17 protein-coding genes and 1 tRNA gene are annotated in these 18,022 nt (G+C 71.7%); 9 read left to right on the top strand and 9 right to left on the bottom strand.

Annotation, left to right across the window (positions count from 1 at the left end; genetic code table 11):
- Positions 1-163: 163 nt before the first annotated feature.
- The 6 genes from ACN6LD_RS22025 (at position 164) to ACN6LD_RS22000 (ending at position 4,482) form a co-directional block, all read left to right on the top strand.
- Positions 164-1,141 (top strand): ABC transporter ATP-binding protein, encoded by a 978-nt coding sequence (locus ACN6LD_RS22025; RefSeq protein ID WP_319188346.1) that lies wholly within the window; start codon positions 164-166, stop codon positions 1,139-1,141.
- Positions 1,131-2,039, top strand: a complete 909-nt coding sequence (locus tag ACN6LD_RS22020) for an ABC transporter permease (protein WP_319188345.1) — start codon at positions 1,131-1,133, stop codon at positions 2,037-2,039. The genes ACN6LD_RS22025 and ACN6LD_RS22020 overlap by 11 nt, the downstream gene beginning before the upstream one ends.
- The gene (locus ACN6LD_RS22015) at positions 2,036-2,947 is read left to right on the top strand and encodes an ABC transporter ATP-binding protein (protein ID WP_319188343.1); all 912 of its coding nucleotides are present in this window, start codon (positions 2,036-2,038) and stop codon (positions 2,945-2,947) included. Before ACN6LD_RS22020 ends, ACN6LD_RS22015 begins: the two co-directional genes overlap by 4 nt.
- A 12-nt stretch (positions 2,948-2,959) precedes the next feature.
- The gene (locus ACN6LD_RS22010; RefSeq protein ID WP_319188341.1) at positions 2,960-3,679 is read left to right on the top strand and encodes an ABC transporter permease; all 720 of its coding nucleotides are present in this window, start codon (positions 2,960-2,962) and stop codon (positions 3,677-3,679) included.
- Positions 3,680-3,834: 155 nt separating this feature from the next.
- On the top strand, positions 3,835-4,080 hold the full coding sequence (locus tag ACN6LD_RS22005; protein ID WP_445044061.1) for an SGM_3592 family protein: 246 nt from the start codon (positions 3,835-3,837) through the stop codon (positions 4,078-4,080).
- Between the two features lie 317 nt (positions 4,081-4,397).
- Positions 4,398-4,482 (top strand) — tRNA-Ser (locus tag ACN6LD_RS22000).
- 282 nt (positions 4,483-4,764) lie between these two features.
- Here the strand turns inward: ACN6LD_RS22000 and ACN6LD_RS21995 are convergent.
- The 9 genes from ACN6LD_RS21995 to ACN6LD_RS21955 form a co-directional block, all read right to left on the bottom strand.
- Entirely contained in the window at positions 4,765-5,583 is an 819-nt protein-coding gene (locus tag ACN6LD_RS21995) for an HAD family hydrolase (RefSeq protein ID WP_319188338.1), read from the bottom strand.
- Positions 5,580-6,857: a serine--tRNA ligase gene (gene serS, locus ACN6LD_RS21990; protein ID WP_319188336.1), complete on the bottom strand. Its 1,278-nt coding sequence runs from the start codon at positions 6,855-6,857 to the stop codon at positions 5,580-5,582. The genes ACN6LD_RS21995 and serS overlap by 4 nt, the downstream gene beginning before the upstream one ends.
- Positions 6,858-7,396: 539 nt before the next feature.
- Positions 7,397-8,329, bottom strand: coding sequence for a prephenate dehydratase (gene pheA / locus ACN6LD_RS21985; protein ID WP_319188334.1), 933 nt, complete (start codon positions 8,327-8,329; stop codon positions 7,397-7,399).
- Positions 8,330-8,572: 243 nt separating this feature from the next.
- Complete coding sequence (gene efeB / locus ACN6LD_RS21980; protein ID WP_445044060.1) at positions 8,573-9,925, bottom strand: iron uptake transporter deferrochelatase/peroxidase subunit; 1,353 nt, start codon at positions 9,923-9,925, stop codon at positions 8,573-8,575.
- 6 nt (positions 9,926-9,931) lie between these two features.
- Entirely contained in the window at positions 9,932-12,040 is a 2,109-nt protein-coding gene (locus ACN6LD_RS21975) for a copper resistance CopC/CopD family protein (RefSeq protein WP_319188329.1), read from the bottom strand.
- Positions 12,041-12,053: 13 nt separating this feature from the next.
- Positions 12,054-12,500, bottom strand: coding sequence for a copper chaperone PCu(A)C (locus ACN6LD_RS21970; protein WP_319188327.1), 447 nt, complete (start codon positions 12,498-12,500; stop codon positions 12,054-12,056).
- 140 nt (positions 12,501-12,640) lie between these two features.
- Positions 12,641-13,288, bottom strand: coding sequence for an SCO family protein (locus tag ACN6LD_RS21965; RefSeq protein ID WP_319188325.1), 648 nt, complete (start codon positions 13,286-13,288; stop codon positions 12,641-12,643).
- Positions 13,289-13,425: 137 nt separating this feature from the next.
- A complete protein-coding gene (locus tag ACN6LD_RS21960; RefSeq protein WP_445044059.1) occupies positions 13,426-14,196 on the bottom strand; it encodes a YcnI family copper-binding membrane protein in 771 nt (256 codons plus the stop codon).
- Positions 14,197-14,320: 124 nt separating this feature from the next.
- A complete protein-coding gene (locus ACN6LD_RS21955; protein WP_445044058.1) occupies positions 14,321-15,229 on the bottom strand; it encodes a hypothetical protein in 909 nt (302 codons plus the stop codon).
- A 241-nt stretch (positions 15,230-15,470) separates the two neighbouring features.
- Here ACN6LD_RS21955 and ACN6LD_RS21950 point away from each other — a divergent pair, with 241 nt between their 5' ends.
- The 3 genes from ACN6LD_RS21950 (at position 15,471) to ACN6LD_RS21940 (ending at position 17,979) form a co-directional block, all read left to right on the top strand.
- On the top strand, positions 15,471-15,926 hold the full coding sequence (locus tag ACN6LD_RS21950; RefSeq protein ID WP_319188321.1) for an ATP-binding protein: 456 nt from the start codon (positions 15,471-15,473) through the stop codon (positions 15,924-15,926).
- A 228-nt stretch (positions 15,927-16,154) separates the two neighbouring features.
- Positions 16,155-17,105, top strand: a complete 951-nt coding sequence (locus ACN6LD_RS21945; protein WP_319188319.1) for an intradiol ring-cleavage dioxygenase — start codon at positions 16,155-16,157, stop codon at positions 17,103-17,105.
- Between the two features lie 10 nt (positions 17,106-17,115).
- Complete coding sequence (locus tag ACN6LD_RS21940; protein WP_319188317.1) at positions 17,116-17,979, top strand: triphosphoribosyl-dephospho-CoA synthase; 864 nt, start codon at positions 17,116-17,118, stop codon at positions 17,977-17,979.
- The last annotated feature ends 43 nt before the right edge of the window (positions 17,980-18,022 follow it).

Here is an 18,022-nt window from a genome sequence, read left to right as displayed (position 1 = left end):
TAGAGAGGTCGTCAACAGGGCGGGCTCGAGCCACGGCGGCCACGTTCCGTAGCTCTCAGGCATGGGATCCCCTACGGGCCCGTACATCTGAGGTCTGAGGCGAAGACGGCTCTGAGGTCTGACGAAATTCGTGGCGTGCGTCACTAATTTTATGGACGTGACTGTGATCGCGACCGAAAGCCTGAGCAAGCGGTTCCCCCGGGTGACCGCTCTTGACCGGCTCTCCGTGGACGTCGGGCCCGGTGTGACCGGGCTCGTCGGAGCCAACGGGGCCGGCAAGTCCACACTGATCAAGATCCTGCTGGGTCTGTCGCCCGCCACGGAGGGCCGCGCCGAGGTGCTCGGCCTCGACGTCGCCACCAGGGGCGCCGACATCCGCGAGCGGGTCGGCTACATGCCGGAGCACGACTGCCTGCCGCCCGACGTCTCGGCCACCGAGTTCGTCGTGCACATGGCGCGGATGTCCGGCCTGCCGCCCACCGCCGCGCGCGAGCGCACCGCGGACACCCTGCGCCACGTCGGTCTGTACGAGGAGCGCTACCGCCCCATCGGCGGCTACTCGACCGGCATGAAGCAGCGCGTGAAGCTCGCCCAGGCACTGGTCCACGACCCGCAGCTGGTCTTCCTCGACGAGCCGACCAACGGCCTCGACCCGGTCGGCCGCGACGAGATGCTGGGCCTGATCCGCCGCATCCACACCGACTTCGGCATCTCGGTCCTCGTCACCTCCCACCTGCTGGGCGAACTCGAGCGCACCTGCGACCACGTCGTCGTCGTCGACGGCGGCAAACTCCTGCGCTCCAGCTCCACCACCGACTTCACCCAGACCACCACCACCCTCGCCATCGAGGTCACCGACACCGACGAGCACCCGGACGGCACCCGCGCGGTCCGTGAGGCGCTCCACGCGCGCGGGGTGGAGGTCGCCGAGGCCGGCAGCGGCCTGCCGGGCGCCGGCCACATCCTGCTGCTGACCGCACAGGGCGAGGAGACCTACGACGTCGTCCGCGACACGGTCGCCGACCTCGGGCTCGGCCTGGTGCGCATGGAACAGCGCAGGCACCACATCTCCGAGGTCTTCAAGGACAGCGACGCCAGCAGCGACCAGCAGCGGAAGGAGGCCGTCGGCCATGGCAGTTGAGCACCCGGTCACCGCCCCCTCGGGCGACCAGACCCGTATCCACAACATCGGCTACCGCAGCTACGACGGCCCCCGCCTCGGCCGCGCCTACGCCCGCCGCTCCCTGTACTCGCAGTCCCTGCGCGGCGCCTACGGCCTCGGCCGCTCGGTGAAGTCCAAGGTGCTGCCGATGCTGCTGTTCGTGGTGATCTGCGTGCCCGCGGCCATCATGGTGGCCGTGGCCGTCGCCACCAAGGCCAAGGAACTGCCGGTCGACTACACGCGGTACGCGATCATCATGCAGGCGGTCATCAGCCTGTACGTCGCCTCGCAGGCGCCCCAGTCCGTCTCGCGCGACCTGCGCTTCAAGACCGTGCCGCTGTACTTCTCGCGGCCCATCGAGACCGCGGACTACGTGCGCGCCAAGTTCGCCGCCCTGGCCTCGGCGCTGTTCGTCCTCACCGCGGCCCCGCTGCTCGTGCTGTACGCCGGCGCGCTGCTGGCCAAACTCGACTTCGCCGACCAGACCGAGGGCTTCGGTCAGGGACTCGTCTCCGTGGCACTGCTCTCCCTGCTCTTCGCCGGCATCGGCCTGGTCATCGCCTCGGCGACGCCGCGGCGCGGCTTCGGCATCGCCGCCGTCATCGCCGTGCTGACCATCTCCTACGGGGCCGTCTCCACGCTCCAGGCCATCGCCGAGTCCCAGAACAGCACCGGCTCCATCGCCTGGATCGGCCTCTTCTCGCCGGTCACGCTGATCGACGGCGTGCAGTCGGCCTTCCTCGGCGCGACCTCCGCCTTCCCGGGCGGGGTCGGTCCCACGAACGGCGAGGGCGTGGTCTACGTCCTCGTCCTCCTCGGCCTGATCGCCGCGAGCTACGGCCTCCTGATCCGCCGCTACCGGAAGGTGGGCCTGTGACCACGCTCAGCATCGACCACGTCTCCCGCTGGTTCGGCAACGTGGTCGCCGTCAACGACGTCACCATGACCATCGGCCCCGGCGTCACCGGCCTGCTCGGACCCAACGGCGCCGGCAAGTCCACCCTCATCAACATGATGGGCGGCTTCCTGGCGCCCTCCACCGGCACGGTCACCCTCGACGGACAGCCCGTCTGGCGCAACGAGGACATCTACCGGCACATCGGCGTCGTCCCCGAGCGCGAGGCGATGTACGACTTCCTCACCGGCCGCGAGTTCGTGGTCGCCAACGCCGAACTGCACGGCCTGGGGGCCAAGGCCGCACAGAAGGCGCTGGCCACGGTCGAGATGGAGTACGCGCAGGACCGCAAGATCGACACGTACTCCAAGGGCATGCGCCAGCGCGTGAAGATGGCGAGCGCCCTCGTCCACGACCCTTCGCTGCTGCTCCTCGACGAGCCGTTCAACGGCATGGACCCGCGCCAGCGCATGCAACTGATGGACCTGCTGCGCCGCATGGGCGACGAAGGCCGCACCGTGCTGTTCTCGTCGCACATCCTCGAAGAGGTCGAGCAACTCGCCTGGCACATCGAGGTGGTCGTCGCGGGCCGGCACGCGGCCAGCGGCGACTTCCGCAAGATCCGCCGCCTGATGACCGACCGGCCGCACCGCTACCTGGTGCGCTCCAGCGACGACCGGGCCCTCGCCGCCGCGCTGATCGCCGACCCGTCGACCTCAGGCATCGAGGTCGACCTGGCGGAGGGCGCGTTGCGCGTCCAGGCCGTCGACTTCGGCCGCTTCACCACGCTGCTGCCGAAGGTCGCCAGGGACCACGGCATCCGGCTGCTCACGGTCTCGCCGTCCGACGAGTCCCTCGAGTCCGTCTTCTCGTACCTGGTCGCGGCGTAGGAGGCCTTGCAGATGTACGACCCCACAGTCGCCCGGCTCACTTACCGGGCTCTGCTCGGCAGGCGCCGGGCCCTCATCCTGGGCGCCCTGCCCCTGCTGCTCATCGCGATCTCCGTGGTCGTGCGCGGCCTGGCCGGAGCCGACGATCAGACGGCGTCGGACCTGCTCGGCGGGCTCGCGCTCGCCACGATGGTCCCGATCATCGGCGTCATCGCGGGCACAGGCGCGATCGGCCCGGAGATCGACGACGGTTCCGTGGTCTATCTGCTGTCCAAGCCGTTGAAGCGGCCCACGATCATCTTCACCAAGCTGATCGTGGCGATCGCGGTCACGATGGTCTTCTCGGCCCTTCCGACGCTGATCGCCGGGTTCATCCTCAACGGCAACGGCCAGCAGATCGCCGTGGCCTACACGGTGGCCGCGCTGGTCTCCTCCATCGCCTACGCCGCCCTGTTCCTGCTGCTGGGCACGGTGTCCCGGCACGCGGTGGTCTTCGGTCTGGTCTACGCCCTCGTCTGGGAGGCCCTGTTCGGCTCCCTGGTGCCGGGGGCACGCACGCTCAGTGTCCAGCAGTGGTCGCTGGCCGTCGCTCACAAGGTGGCCGGCGGGGACCTCGTCACCTCGGACGTCGGGCTGACCACGGCCACGGTGCTGCTGGTCGCGGTGACCGTGCTGGCCACCTGGTACGCCGGCCAGAAGCTGCGGACGCTGACGCTCGCGGGAGAGGAGTGAGCGGCGCCCGCCGGGTGCGCGCGGGGCGTTCCTGACGGCGGCTTCACCGGCGTCTGCGCACACTGGGCCGAGCGGACACCGTTCGCACGGCTCGGCTCGACATCACACGGCAGGACACGGCAAGACACAGCAGGACACTCGGCCAGGAGGACGGGATGGCGGACGACACAGCGGCGGACGACGCCCGCGGACGGTCCGGCGAGGGCGAGGTCTGGGACGACCTCGTCCTGGACGAGGGCTTCGTACGGGCCGCCGGGGCCTCCGAGCCGTCGGCCCGGGCCCGGATGCTCGCCGCACGATGGCGCGCAGAGGAGCCGGAGCCCCAGCCCTGGCGGTCGGACGAGCCGCCCGCGGGCTGGTTCTTCAGCAAGGCGCGCCGTCGCCGATGGCGCCGCCGCTAGGTCCCCGGCCTGCCCGGCCCGGCCAGGCTTTTCGCACGGTTGTTTTATTCGGTGGCGTCCGGCTCGCCCCCGGGGCAGAGTGGTCGTACGCCCAAGGCCCGAGGCCCAAGGCGCGGACGCCGGAGGGGATCCGGCGTCACCGGACCGGGAGAGGAGTTCGACGATGTCCATGCACGGCAGTGCGTCGAACTCCCTTCAGGGCAGCCGGCGGCGGGTTCCGGAGTAGTTACCCCTCCGACGAACCGCACCGCACACGGGAGCTGCCCGGGGCGGCCGCTTCGAGCACGCGATGTCGCTCTCGCGTGGGCCGCCCACCCGGAGGATTGGCCGAGAGGCAAGGCACCGGCTTGCTAAGCCGTGGTCGGGGGCGACCCCGCGCACGTTCGATCCGTGCATCCTCCGCGAGACGTTGTCACTGGGACCGGGCGAGGTTCGGCGCAAGAGTTTCTCGAGGGGGTGTCCCCCAGGGTTCCCCCAACCCGCTGAATCTGCGGGCGGGTTCGGTCCTGCGGGCCGGTGGAGGCTGGTCGCGCGGTTCCCCGCGCCCCTGATCGCCTGCGGCGATCTTTGCGCGGTTCCCCGCGCCCCTGTCTGCGCCGCTGATCGCTTGCGGTCATGTCTGCGCGGTTCCCCCGCGCCCTCAGCCGCGCCCCCAGTCGGTCCCTCCCCGGGTGCTTCTGGGGGTCAGGGGAGCAGGGCTTCCAGGGTGGTGGCGATGCCGTCGGCGTCGTTGGAGGCGGTGATCTCGTCCGCCACCGCCTTCAGTTCCGCGTGGGCGTTGGCCATGGCCACGCCGCGGGCGGACCAGGCGAACATCGGGATGTCGTTGGGCATGTCGCCGAAGGCGATCGTGTCGGCGGCCTTGAGACCCAGGCGGCGGGCCGCCAGCGAGAGGCCCGTGGCCTTGGAGAGCCCCAGAGGGAGCAGCTCCACGATGCCCGCGCCGGCCACGGCGACCGTGACGAAACCTCCCGCGGCCCTGCGGGCCGCCTCGGCCAGCGCGTCGTCCGAGAGCTCGGGGTGCTGGATGAAGATCTTGTTCAGCGGGGCGGACCACAGGTCGGACGCGTCCGTCAGCGGGGTCGACTGCAGGGCGCCCCTGAGCGCGTAGCCGGGTCCCACCAGCACTTCCCCGTCCAGACCGCCCCGGCTGGCCGCCAGGTGCAGCGGGCCGACCTCCGCCTCGATCTTGGCGAGGGCCACGCCGGCGAGTTGGCGGTCCAGCGTCACGGACGTCAGCAGACGGTGCTCGCCCGCGTGGTACACCTGGGCGCCCTGTCCGCAGACCGCGAGGCCGTCGTAGCCGAGGTCGTCGAGGATGTGCCGGGTCCACGGGACCGCGCGGCCCGTCACGACGATGTGCACGGCCCCCGCCGCGGTGGCCGCGGCGAGGGCGTCCCGGGTGCGCTGCGAGACCGTGTCGTCGGAGCGCAGGAGCGTCCCGTCGAGGTCGGTCGCGATCAACCGGTGGGGGAACTGTCCGGCGGCAGGCTCGGTGCTCACTTGGCGACCGGCTCCAGGACCTCCCGGCCGCCGAGATACGGGCGCAGCACCTCGGGCACGTACACGGAACCGTCGGCCTGCTGGTGGTTCTCCAGGATGGCGACGATCGTGCGCGGGACGGCGCACAGCGTGCCGTTCAGCGTGGCCAGCGGGCGGACCTGCTTGCCCTCGCGGACGCGGATCGACAGGCGGCGGGACTGGAACTCGGTGCAGTCCGACGTCGAGGTCAGCTCGCGGTACTTGCCCTGCGTCGGGATCCAGGCCTCGCAGTCGAACTTGCGGGCGGCCGAGGAGCCGAGGTCGCCGGACGCGACGTCGATGACGCGGAACGGCAGTTCCAGCGAGGACAGCCACTCCTTCTCCCACGCCAGCAGCCGCTGGTGCTCGGCCTGCGAGTCCTCGGGAACGACGTACGAGAACATCTCGACCTTGTCGAACTGGTGGACGCGGAAGATGCCCTTGGTGTCCTTGCCGTGCGAGCCGGCCTCGCGGCGGAAGCAGGGCGAGAAGCCCGCGTAGCGCAGCGGCAGCCGGTCCGCGTCGATGATCTCGTCCATGTGGTACGCGGCGAGCGGGACCTCGGAGGTGCCGACCAGGTAGAGGTCGTCCTTGTCGAGGTGGTAGACGTCCTGGGCGGCCTGGCCGAGGAAGCCGGTGCCGGCCATCGACTGCGGGCGCACCAGCGCGGGCGTGAGCATCGGTGTGAAGCCGGCCGCCGTGGCCTGTGCGATCGCCGCGTTCACCAGGGCCAGCTCGAGCAGGGCGCCGACGCCGGTGAGGAAGTAGAAGCGGGAGCCGGAGACCTTGGCGCCGCGTTCGACGTCGATCGCGCCGAGGATCTGGCCGAGCTCCAGGTGGTCCTTGGGCTCGAAGCCCTCGGCGCCGAAGTCACGGATCGTGCCGTGCGTCTCGAGGGTGACGAAGTCCTCCTCGCCGCCCACGGGCACGTCGGGGTGCACGAGGTTGCCGAGTCGCTGCACGAGCTCCTGGGTCTCGGCGTCGGCGGCGTCGCGCTCGGCGTCGGCTGCCTTGACGTCGGCGGCGAGCTGGCTCGCCTTCTTCAGGAGCTCGGCCTTCTCGTCCGCGGAGGCCTTGGGGATGAGCTTGCCGAGCGACTTCTGCTCGGCGCGCAGCTCGTCGAAGCGGACGCCGGACGACCTGCGCCGCTCGTCGGCAGACAGGAGAGCGTCGACGAGCGCGACGTCCTCTCCACGGGCACGCTGGGAGGCGCGCGCACGGTCGGGGTCCTCACGGAGCAGGCGAAGGTCAATCACGCGGCCAAGGCTACCCGTGCGGGGTCGGCGCTCACGACTCCCATTCCGAGACCACCGGCCGGCCTTCCGAATCGCGACTTACGTTGCGTTATGAGGGAATTGCCCAGCGTGTCAATAAAACGCGTCTCACTCCCTGGGACGGACTATGTGACGGGCGTCTCATTGACTCGATTTCCTTGCGGTGCACGGGATTTGGGGGCCGGGTTGTCCACAGGAGTCCGCGCCTCGTGCGAGTTATCCACAGGGTGTGCGAAAGGTCTGTGGACATCGGAATGGATCATTCCGAAGCCTGTCCATCCTGCGTCGAATTCCTTGGCCGGACGCCGCGCGTAGCCACTTTCGGGTGGAATTGCGTCGCCCCAAAGGATCGATCGAAGGAAACAGGTGGACGAAGGGTGGCGTGCGGGTTGCGAGCCGCCTTGAGGAGACACAGGCCGATTTGTCGACTGCGTGGTACTTCGTTGTCGACTTGTCCCCAGGTCGAGAAGCAGGGCTGTGGATAACTTCTGTGGATAACGAAGATATGCAGGTAGGACTGGCTAGAAACGGCCGTCCTGGCAGCGCGCCACCCAGTCCGAGGCCGCCACGAACTCCGCGTCCGAGGTCCCCGGCAGCGGCGCCGGGACGTCCGCCGCACTCACCTCCGCACGCGGATACGAGCCCAGGAAGCGCACCTCGCGACAGATCCGCTTCAGCCCCATGAGCGCCTCGGCCATCCGGCGGTCGGTGATGTGACCCTCGGCGTCGATGCAGAAGCAGTAGTTGCCGATACCGGCGCCCGTGGGCCGGGACTGCAGCAACATGAGGTTGACGCCCCGGGTGGCGAACTCGCCCAGCAGGTCGCGCAGACCGCCGGGATGGTCGTCCCGCTGCCACAGCACCACGGACGTCTTGTCCGCACCGGTCGGCGCGGCAGGCCGGGCGGGCCGGCCCACCAGCACGAACCGGGTCTGCGCGTTCTCGGCGTCGTGGATACCCGTCTCCAGGGCGGTGAGCCCGTACCGGGCGGCCGCGAACTCGCCCGCGAACGCGGCGTCGTAACGGCCCTCCTGCACCAGTCGGGCGGCGTCCGCGTTCGAGGCGGCCGACTCCCACACGGCGTCCGGCAGGTTCGCCTTCAGCCAGTTGCGCACCTGCGGCTGCGCCGCCGGATGGGCGGAAACCGTCTTGATGTCCGTCAGCGCCGTGCCGGGCCGGGCGAGCAGCGCGAAGGTGATCGACAGGAGCACCTCGCGGTAGATCATCAGCGGTGTGCCCGCGACCAGCGCGTCGAGCGTGGTGGTGATTCCGCCCTCGACGGAGTTCTCGATGGGCACGAACGCGGCCTCGGCCTCGCCGGTGCGCACCGCGTCGAGCGCGGACTGCACCGACACGTAGGGGATCAGCTGCCGGGTGGCCGCCTCCGGAAGCGTGCGCAGGGCGACCTCCGTGAAGGTGCCCTCGGGGCCGAGATACGCATAGCTCGCTGGCATGACCTCACCCTAATGGCCCTTGTGCAGCGGGGCGCATACGTCTCACGACTCCCCCTCGCAGGAATGAATCCGCCCGCGAAGGCGTAACCTCCCGCGGCCGGGAGCCGGGAGCCGCGGGCCGGGTGCCCGCAGCTGGCAGCCGTCACCCTCCACCCCCCACCACCCACCGGCACCGGCCCGGCTCCGGCACCCGCGTCGTCCGTCGCGATGCACCCTCGTCGTGCGTGGTTCGGACGATCCGTCTCACGCCTCCAGCAGCCGCTGCCCCACGTACTCGCCCTTCGCCGCGCCGCCCGGCACCGCGAACAGCCCGCTCGACTCGTGGCGGATGTACTGCGACAGGGCGTCCCCGCGGTCGAGCTTGCGCTGCACGGTGACGAAGCCGCGCAGCGGGTCCGCCTGCCAGCAGACGAACAGCAGACCCGCGTCCGGAGCGCCGTCCGGGTCGATGCCGTCGTGGTAGGAGAAGGGGCGTCGCAGCATCGCCGCGCCGCCGTTCTGGTCGGGGCGGGTGATCCGGGCGTGCGCGTTGATCGGGACGACCAGGTCCCCGTTCGCGTCCGTCTTCTCCAGGTCCATCTCGGTCGTCTCGGTGCCCCCCGACAGCGCCGCTCCGTCCGCCTTCCGGCGCCCGATGACCTGTTCCTGTGCCTTCAGCGACAGCTTCTCCCAGTCGTCGAGGAGCATCCGGATCCGGCGGACGACGGCGTAGGAGCCGTTCGCCATCCACGCGGGGTCCTTCCCGCTGTCCGCCGGGACGAAGATGCGCTGGTCGAAGTCGGCCTCGGCCGGCTTGGGGTTGCGGGTCCCGTCCATCTGGCCCATCAGGTTGCGGGCCGTCATGGGGTGGGCCGTCGCGCCCGGCGTCCGGTTGAAGCCGTTCATCTGCCAGCGGACCTTCGCCGCACCGCCCGCGTCCTTCTGGATCGCCCGGAGGGCGTGGAAGGCGACCAGAGCGTCGTCCGCGCCGATCTGCACCCAGAGATCGCCGTTGCTGCGGCTCGCGTCGAGATGGTCGGAGGAGAAGGCGGGAAGCGGGTCCAGAGCGACCGGGCGCTCCTTCTCCAGTCCGGTGCGGGTGAAGAAACTGTTGCCGAAACCGAAGGTGACCGTCAGCGAGGACGGTCCGGCGTCCCGGGCCACATCCGTGTCACCGTGTGCGGCAGCCTCACCCGCCATCAGCAGCCGGGCCGTCTCCGACCAGCGACGCAACAGGGCGGCTGCCTCCTTGCGCCCGGCGCCGGCCGCGAGGTCGAAGGCGACGAGATGGCCGCGGGCCTGGAGGCCCTGGGTGATGCCGGGCTGATGTTTCACGTGGAACATCGCCTGCCCCGCCCCGACCGATGACAACGGCGTCGCCTGGGCGGGCGCCGCCGCGTATCCCACGGCTGCGCCTGCCACGCCGAGGACGAGTCCGGAGGCGCCGGCCGCCCCGAGCAGCCGGCGTCGAGTCAGGTCCTTGCCGGGGGACTCCGCCGAGGCGGCCCGCTCGGCGCTCTCGTCGGCCGGGACGGAGGCCGGGGCAGGGTCTTCCGGGGTGCGGGCCCCGGTGCGGGTCACGGGGGTAGGGGCCTCGGGGAGGGACTGGTCAGGCATGCGGGGTCAGCCGATCTGCGCGTTCTTGGAGACGGTCACCTGGTCGATGTCGGAGGTCCGCACGGTCACGGCGATCTTCCATTCGCCGGACATGGGGATCTGCACGCCGTTCGCCGACCAGTGGCCGGTGGTGATGTGGTCGGGGGCCACGGGCAGCGGCCCGATGCTCTTGGCCTCGAGGGTGAAGGCGACCTTCACCTCGGGCACGTCGAAGGCACGGCCGTTGGGCCGCGTCACGTACACGTGCATCTCGTTGGCGCCGGCGCGGGCGGGATCGAGGTCCACGCTCACCACGCCCTTGCCGTCGGCGCCGCCGGTGTCGAACGGCATGTCCAGAGTCAGGGCGCCTGAGGCGGAGTCCGCCGCGGAAGCCTCGGACGAGGAGGACCGGGCGGCCCTGGCGGCGTCCTGCTCCGTACGGCCCGGCTCGGTCGACGTCAGGACAGTGGTGACGGCGAGCAGGACGACGGCGACCCCGGCCTCGGCGAGCACCGAGCGGCGCAGGCCGAAGCGATCGCCGTCCGCGTTCCGCAGCCGCTTCTGCCGCGCGGCGTCCACCGCCGCCCGCTGCCGGGCGAGCTGCGCGGCCCGCTCGCCGCCTCCGGAACCGTTCTTGCTCTTGCCCTTGGAGTCCTCGGAGCCCTTGGAGCCATCGGGGGCCCTGCCGTACTGGGAGCCCTTGGAGCCCTTGGAGGACTTGGGACTCTTGTCGCTCGCGGTGTCGCCCGAGGCCGCCCCGGCCGCGTGGCCGCTTGCCCCGGCGGCCGCCGCTGGGACGCGTTCTTTCCCGCGCGCGGACTTCCCGGACGCGGACTTCCCGGCGGCCGGTTTCCCCGCGGCCGACGCCCTGGAGGCGGACGTGCGAACCGCCGCCTCGGTGGCCGCCGGAGCCGCCAGCCGTGCCGTCCACCGTCGGGAGATCCAGGCAAGGCCGACGAGCAGCGCCACGAGTCCGATCTTGACGAGCAGCAGCTGTCCGTAGCGGGTGTCGGTGAAAGCGGACCAGGAGCCGAGCTGACGCCAGGACTGGTAGACGCCGGTGGCGACCACGACGAGGACGCTGCCGAAGGCGACCTGGGAGAAGCGCCGGACGGCGATGGCGTCGACGGGACGGTCGGCGGGCGCGCGGTACAGCGCGACGAGCAGTGCGGCGAGCCCGCCGAGCCAGGTCGCGACCGCCAACAGGTGCAGCACGTCGACCGGCATCGCGATGCCCGGCTGCAGTCCGGTCGAGGCGTGCTCGGCCATGGCCCAGCTCGCCGCGAGTCCGGCCGCCACGACGGTTCCGCCGATGGCGAGCCCGAAGGTCAGGTCCCGCTTCTCGTCGTCGTCGCGCTTGTCGTAGGCGCCGAAGAGCACGGCGATGAACAGGGCGGCCGCGGCGAGCAGCAGCAGCCGGGAGACCAGGGCCGCGCCGGTCTTGGTCTGCAGGGCCTCGCCCAGGAGAGCGAGGTCGAAGACGTCGCCGAGCGTGCCCGAGCGGCTGTAGGAGCCGCGCAGGAGCAGCAGGAACAAGGTGGCCGCGGTCATCGCGAGCCAGCCGGCGACGACGAGCCGCTGCAGGGACCGCACGCCGGTGCCGCGCTGCCAGCAGGCCAGCACGAAGGCGCCCCCGCCGACCATCACGATGAACCCGGCGTACGACATGTACCGGCCGAAGCCGTACAGCCGGCCGACGACTCCGCCGCCGGCCTCCTGGTCGGACACCGAGACGCTGGTCTGCGAGGGGGAGCCGATCGAGAAGGTGTAGGCGCCGGCGACCGGGTGGCTGTCGGCGGAGACCACCTGGTAGGTCACGGTGTACGTGCCGTCGGGCAGCCCCGAGTGCAGCTGGACGGCGTAGGTGGTGCCGCTGACCTCCGACGGCTTGCCGTCGTCGACCCGGGCGCCCTTGGGGTCGAGGACGCGCAACGAGTCGTCGTTCATCGAGACGGTCTCGGAGAAGGTCAGCGTCACCTGCGTGGGAGCCTTGTCGACCACCACCCCCTGCGCGGGGTCGCTGCCGGTCAGCGCGGCGTGCGCGGAGGCGGGTCCGGCGCCGGCGAGGAGCGCGCCGGCGACCGCCAGGAACAGCAGCACGAGCATCCGGACGCGTGGGGCGATGGTCTGCGTCAAGGTGGTCCCTCCCTCAGTGGCCGGTCGTCGGGTCGTACGTGGCGGACTTCACCGGGATCTCGACCTCGAGCGGGCCGGACGAGGCGAAGTGGAGTTCGACGGTCACCGTCCCGCCCTGTACCGGCTTGCTCTTCAGCTTCTCGAACATCAGGTGGTTTCCGCCGCTCTTGAACACGAGTTGACCGTGGGCGGGCACGTCGAGGGCGGTGACCTCCTCCATCGACGACCCGACGGTCTCGTGAAGGGTGACGCTGCCCGCCGCGGCGCTGGTGACGGAGGTCAGCTCGTCCTTGGCGCCGCCCTCGTTGACGACGGTCAGGAAACCGGCGGCCATGGTCGCGGATACGGGCTGCGGAATGTAGGCGGCACGGACGGACAGCTCCGCCCGGCCGTCCGCGTCCGATCCGCACGCCGCCAGCAGCAGCGTCCCGGTGACGACCGCGGAGGACGCGGCCAGCAACCGCGCCCGCCCCGCCCGGCCGGACCTCTTCCCGCCGGACCTCTTCCCGCCGGACCACTCCCGGCCGGACCTCGCCCGGCACGACCTCTCCCGGCCGGACTCCCCTCCGCCGGACCTCTCCCGGCCCGGCAGTGCCGTCCTCACGGGTTCTCGCCCTTGATGATCTTGGGCAGGTCCTTGATGTAGTCGTCGACCTTGGCGTCCTCGCCGTACAGCAGGTATCCGCCGTTCGTCTTCGGGGAGAAGGCGACGACCTGGGTGCCGTGGGTGGAGACGATCTTGCCGTTCTTGTCCTTGTGCGGCGCCTCGACGGAGATGCCGAGCGAGCGGGCGGCGGCCTGGATCGTCGCGAACTTCCCGGTCAGGCCGACGACCTGGGGGTCGATGCCCTTGAGCCAGGTGCCGAGCGCGGCCGGGGTGTCGCGGTCCGGGTCCGTGGTGACGAAGACGACGCGCAGCTCGTCCTGCTCCGCCTTGGGCAGCTGCTTCTTCGCGACGGCGATGTTGCTCATCGTCAGCGGGCAGACGTCCGGGCAGTTGGTGTAGCCGAAGTAGACCAGCGTCGGGTGGCCGTCCGTCTCCTTGCGCAGGTCGTACGAGGCGCCCCGGGTGTCGGTGAGGACCAGGGCGGGCTTGGCGAAAGGCTGGTCCAGCACGGTCGCGGCCTGCTGCTTGCCCTCCTGGGAGACCACGGCCACGGGGCTCGTGCCGTCGTCGCTGCTGCAGGCGGAGAGGGTGAGAGTGGCGGCGGCGAACAGCGCGGCCACGGCGAACGTCTTCTTGCGCATAGAGAAATGTCCCAGATATGTGAAATCGGGCGAGTTCCGGGTGTACGGCGAGAGCGCTGGATGAGCCGGGCGCCCCGGGGCGCGCGTCGTCGAGGAGCCGGCGCGGGCGACGGCGGCCGCCCGCGCCGACCGGCGGTTCAGGCCTCGGTCGTGGTCCGGCGGCGGCCGGCGAGCACGCCGTACGCCACACCGGCGACGCCGACGACGATGCCGACCACGCCGAGGACGCGGGCGGTGGTGTCGCTGCCGTCCACCTCGGAGGCGGCCTCGGTCGTCTTGGCGGCGGCCTTGGCGTCGTCGGACTCCTCTGCGGCGTTCGCGGCGGCGGCGCCGTGGTGGCCGTTCTCGGAGGCGGCGGTCAGGGCGAGCACCGGGGCCGGGTTGTCCGGCTCCTCCGCGCCGTCCGCCTGGACCTCGATCCAGCGCACGACCTCCTTGTTGGAGTACGTCTGGATCGCCTTGAAGACCAGTTCGTCGGCGTCCTCGGGCAGCGCGCCCACGGAGACCGGGAACTTCTGGAAGAACCCCGGCTTCACGCCGTCGCCCGCGGCGGTCCAGGTGATCTTGGAGACCGCCTCGGAGATCTGCTTGCCGTGCAGCTCGATGGGCTTGGCGAGCTTGGCCTTGGTGACCTGGATCGTCCAGCCGTTGATCGGCTCCGGCATCGCGGAGGCCAGCGGGTGGTCGGTCGGGAAGGCGACCTCGAGCTTGGTGGTCGAGGCGTTGTCCCGCTCGTTGGGGACCTTGAAGTCGACGACCGCGTAACCGCCCTTCGCGGCGGAGCCCTCGGCGGCGACGCTGACGTGCGCGAAGGCGGGCGAGGACAGGACGAGCACGGCGCTACCGGCGGCAGCGGCAGCGGCGGCCACCCGGCAGGCGGTACGGGAAGCGATGCGTGGGGCCTTCATGACAGCGAGCACTCCACTCTGAGTGATTCCGAGGGTGAGGGTGAGGCGCGGGCACGCCGATGCGCACGCGCAGGTGCCGCGCGACGGCGGCCGCCCCCGGGAGTGGAGTGCAGGTCGTGTCGCGTCAGGCAGCGAGGACGAGTACGGACACGTCCGGCGGACCTCGTCTGATCACCGAGTGCTGCAGCGTGGTGGTGCGAGGTGATTCCGGCGTGCGGAGCGCGGGGCGCGGGACGCGAACTCCCGTGCCCGGCGCGGTCGGCAGCCCCGCGAGCAGGGCGCGCACCAGCGCGAGCGCTCCGCGCAGGGACCGTACGAGCGCCCCCTCGGCGACGCCGTGGGCGGACAGGGCGAGCAGGCGCAGCAGAGCCGTGTCGCCGCGCCGCAGCAGCCACCCGGCGGCGACTGCCGCGAGGACGTGGCCGAGCAGCATGGGCAGGGACGGCAGCAGCGACATCGCGGAGCCGGTGGTGGCGAGGGCGTCCACGGGATGCTGCATCGAGCTCATCCCGGCCATGCCGCTCATGCCGGTGCCGCCCGTGCCGCCGCCCGCGCCCGCGCCGGGGGAGTAGAGCCGCGCGTCGACGAGCATCTTCTGGGCCTGGGCCGGACTGATCGGCGCGGCCGTGGCCCCGCACACCAGTCGGGCCGCCCGTTCGACGAGCGAGGCGTCGGACGCGGACAGTGCGGCGGAGGCGGAGGCGGAGGCGGAGGAAACCGAACGCGAAACGGACGTCGAAGCGGCGGCCGAGACGGAGGCGGTGTGCTGCCCGAGCCCGAACAGGACGTGCAGCACGGTCTGTCCGACCGCGAGAAGCACGGCGATGCCCGGCAGCGAGCGTCCGCGTCCCGCGAGCGGCGCCGCCACCGCGAACACGGCCACGAAGCCCACGCCCAGGGTCCACAGCGGTACGGCGGCGCAGGAGGCCGCCGTGTGCCCGACCGCGGCCAGCACGACACAGACCGCGGCGAACACCGCGGCCCGCAGCAGCCGGAGATCGCGACCGGAGCGCTCGCTGGAGGGGGCAGTCATGGCGGGCTCATCATCGCACTGGCCTTACCGCCGCCCTACGGCAGGTCCACACGATCCGCGCGATGCGGAAGATCATCTTCTGTGGTGAGTGGTGTGACTGATGCTTCTGCGTCCCACATACACCGATTTCCTGCCTGCGGGCATCCCCCATATGGGCGGCATCACGCGGAATTCACGCTTACATACGGCTGCGGGCGGCAATACGTATCGGTATGTCGAGCCGCAGCCAGGAGGCTGGAGCATGAGCATCTGGTGGTCACTCCATCTGCGGCGCGAAGCCGCGAGCGTGCCGCTCGCCCGCCGCCTGCTGCTCGGCACGATGGAGACGGCGGGCGTCGATCCCGACGTCAGCTACGACCTCTCCGTCGCCCTGAGCGAGGCCTGCGCCAACGCCGTCGAGCACGGCGGGGACACCGCGATCGGCGGCTGTTCCGAGGCGTACCGGGTGACGGCCTACCTCGACGGCGAGACGTGCCGCATCGAGGTCGCCGACTCGGGCCCGGGGTTCACCGGCGAGCGCCCCGCTCCCGCGCCGGTGCGCACGAACGCCGACGCCGAGCACGGCCGGGGCCTGTTCCTCATCCAGGAGCTCGCCGACCACGTCCACATCGGCAACAAGCCGGGGCGCGGCGGGGCGGTCGTGAGCTTCGACAAGATCCTGAAATGGCGCAAGGACGCCCCGCTGATGGCCGTGTGAGCCGACGGCGAGGTGTGAGCCGGCAACGTCGCGTGAACCGGCGGCGCGGTGAGCGGGCAGCGCCGTGAGCGGGCAGCGCGCGTGGGCGCAGGCGGTGCACGGGGCCCCGTCCGCCCTGCGGGCCGTCAGACCCGCCCGGCAGACCGTGCTTCCGGTCTCTCGGCACTCACAGGTTCCTCTCAGCGGGCTTTCAGCCCGCTGACGGCCTGCGTTCCTACCTTCATGTCCATGACGGGACAGCACAAGGACACCTCCATCACCCGGCGGCGCGCCCTCGCGGTCACCGGCGGCACGGTCGCGGCCGGCGGACTCGCGGCCGCCGGCTACCAGGCCGCCTTCGCCGACACCGGCACGACGGCCGGCACGACGGCCGGGGCGAGTGCGTCGGCCTCCGCCGGTTCGACCGGCACCACCTGCATGACCCTGATGACGAGCGTCACGGAGGGGCCCTACTACCTGGACGGCGCCCTGGTGCGCAAGGACATCACCGAGGGCAAGAGCGGAGTGCCGCTGACCCTGCGGCTCACCGTCGTGGACGCCACCGACGGCTGCACCCCGGTCGCGGGCGCCGCGGTCGAGATCTGGCACTGCGACGCCTGGGGCTACTACTCCGGCTATACCACCGCCAACCCCGGCGGTTCGGCGCCGGCGGAGAGCGAGGACGGCTCCACGGCGAACGACGGTACCTATCTGCGCGGCTATCAGATCGCCGACGCAGGCGGGGTCGTCAAGTTCGAGACCATCTTCCCCGGCTGGTACACGCCCCGCACCTGCCACATCCACCTCAAGGTGCACACCGGCGGCCAGAAGGAGGACGGCACCTACGAGGGCGGCAAGGTCAACCACACCGGCCAGCTGTTCTTCCCCGACGACGTCGCCGAGGAGATCTTCGCCCTGGAGCCGTACGCCAAGCACACCGGCAGCTACACCGTGCTCGCCGACGACATGGTCTACGACGGCGGCGGCGCGTCCAGCGGGCTGCTGACGCTGAAGGCCGTCCACAAGGCCGACCCGTCCAAGGGCTACAAGGGGTCCCTCACCCTGGGCGTCGACCCCGACGCCGAGAACACCGGCGCGGGCGGTGGCGGCGGAGGAGGCGGCGCGGGCGGCACGCCCCCGAGCGGCGCCCCCACGGGAACTCCGCCGAGCGACGCCCCGACGGCGTCCGCGTCCTCCTGAGGGCTGGTCCATGCCCAGCCGTGAGGACGAGGCGCTCGCGCAGGCCGCGGTGGCCGCGCTGACGGGCCAACTGGCACTGGCGCCCAAACCCGGTCTGCCCGATCCCCGCGACCTGGCCGCCCGGGTCACCCGCCGGGACCACTGCGGGCTGCGCTGGTCGGCCAAGGCGCTCGCACCCGGACTCGCTGCGATGGCCGCGGCCGCCCGCCGTACCGGCGAGCCCACGCCCGGGCTCCGCGAGGAGCTGGGCGCGATCGGACGGTGCACCGAGCACTCGGTGGGCCTCACCGGCGGCGGGCACCGGGGCGCCCTGTGGACGCTCGGCCTGCTGGTGGCGGCGGCGGCCCTGGAACCCCGGGCGCGGGGCGTCGAGGTCACCGCGACCGCCAAGCGGATCGCCGCGCACCCCGACCGGGCCGCCCCGCGGCGGCCCTCGCGGGGTGCGACGGTGTCGGCGAAGTACGGCGCGGCCGGCGCCCGCGGTGAGGCCCGCGCCGGGTTCCCGCATGTGCGAAGGGCGTTGGACGCCCTGGCGCGGGCGCGCACGGCCGGCGCCGGTGAGGCCGAGGCCCGTCTCGACGCCCTGCTCACGGTGATGTCGACCCTCCAGGACACCGAACTTCTGCACACCGTCGGCCCCTTGGGCCTGCGTCACGTCCAGGCGGGCGCCCGCGCGGTCCTCGAGGCCGGCGGCACGTCGACGGAACCGGGCGCCAAGGCGCTGGTCGCCTTCGACGCCGACCTGCACGCGCGCACGTGGAGCCCCCGCGGCAGCGCGGGCCTCCTGTCGGGCGCACTCTTCGTCGACTCCCTCCCGGCCGCCGCACCGACGGAAGCCGCATCGACCGGAGCCGTATCGACAGGAGCCGCGTGACGCGGTCGCAACCCGTTCCGGCACTCGCCCCCGGGCCGGCGGG

The sequence above is a fragment of the Streptomyces sp. SAS_272 genome (assembly GCF_052543235.1).
The sequence above is the reverse complement of the archived record's forward strand: the minus strand, read 5'-3'. Positions and strand labels throughout refer to the sequence as shown.

Bases quoted from the DNA above. Each gene is read 5' to 3' on its own strand.
- ACN6LD_RS22020 (WP_319188345.1), top strand. From the start codon at position 1,131: ATGGCAGTTGAGCACCCGGTCACCGCCCCCTCGGGCGACCAGACCCGT.
- ACN6LD_RS22010 (WP_319188341.1), top strand. From the start codon at position 2,960: ATGTACGACCCCACAGTCGCCCGGCTCACTTACCGGGCTCTGCTCGGC.
- ACN6LD_RS22005 (WP_445044061.1), top strand. From the start codon at position 3,835: ATGGCGGACGACACAGCGGCGGACGACGCCCGCGGACGGTCCGGCGAG.
- pheA (WP_319188334.1), bottom strand. From the start codon at position 8,329: ATGCCAGCGAGCTATGCGTATCTCGGCCCCGAGGGCACCTTCACGGAG.
- efeB (WP_445044060.1), bottom strand. From the start codon at position 9,925: ATGCCTGACCAGTCCCTCCCCGAGGCCCCTACCCCCGTGACCCGCACC.
- ACN6LD_RS21965 (WP_319188325.1), bottom strand. From the start codon at position 13,288: ATGCGCAAGAAGACGTTCGCCGTGGCCGCGCTGTTCGCCGCCGCCACT.
- ACN6LD_RS21960 (WP_445044059.1), bottom strand. From the start codon at position 14,196: ATGAAGGCCCCACGCATCGCTTCCCGTACCGCCTGCCGGGTGGCCGCC.
- ACN6LD_RS21955 (WP_445044058.1), bottom strand. From the start codon at position 15,229: ATGACTGCCCCCTCCAGCGAGCGCTCCGGTCGCGATCTCCGGCTGCTG.
- ACN6LD_RS21950 (WP_319188321.1), top strand. From the start codon at position 15,471: ATGAGCATCTGGTGGTCACTCCATCTGCGGCGCGAAGCCGCGAGCGTG.
- ACN6LD_RS21945 (WP_319188319.1), top strand. From the start codon at position 16,155: ATGACGGGACAGCACAAGGACACCTCCATCACCCGGCGGCGCGCCCTC.
- ACN6LD_RS21940 (WP_319188317.1), top strand. From the start codon at position 17,116: ATGCCCAGCCGTGAGGACGAGGCGCTCGCGCAGGCCGCGGTGGCCGCG.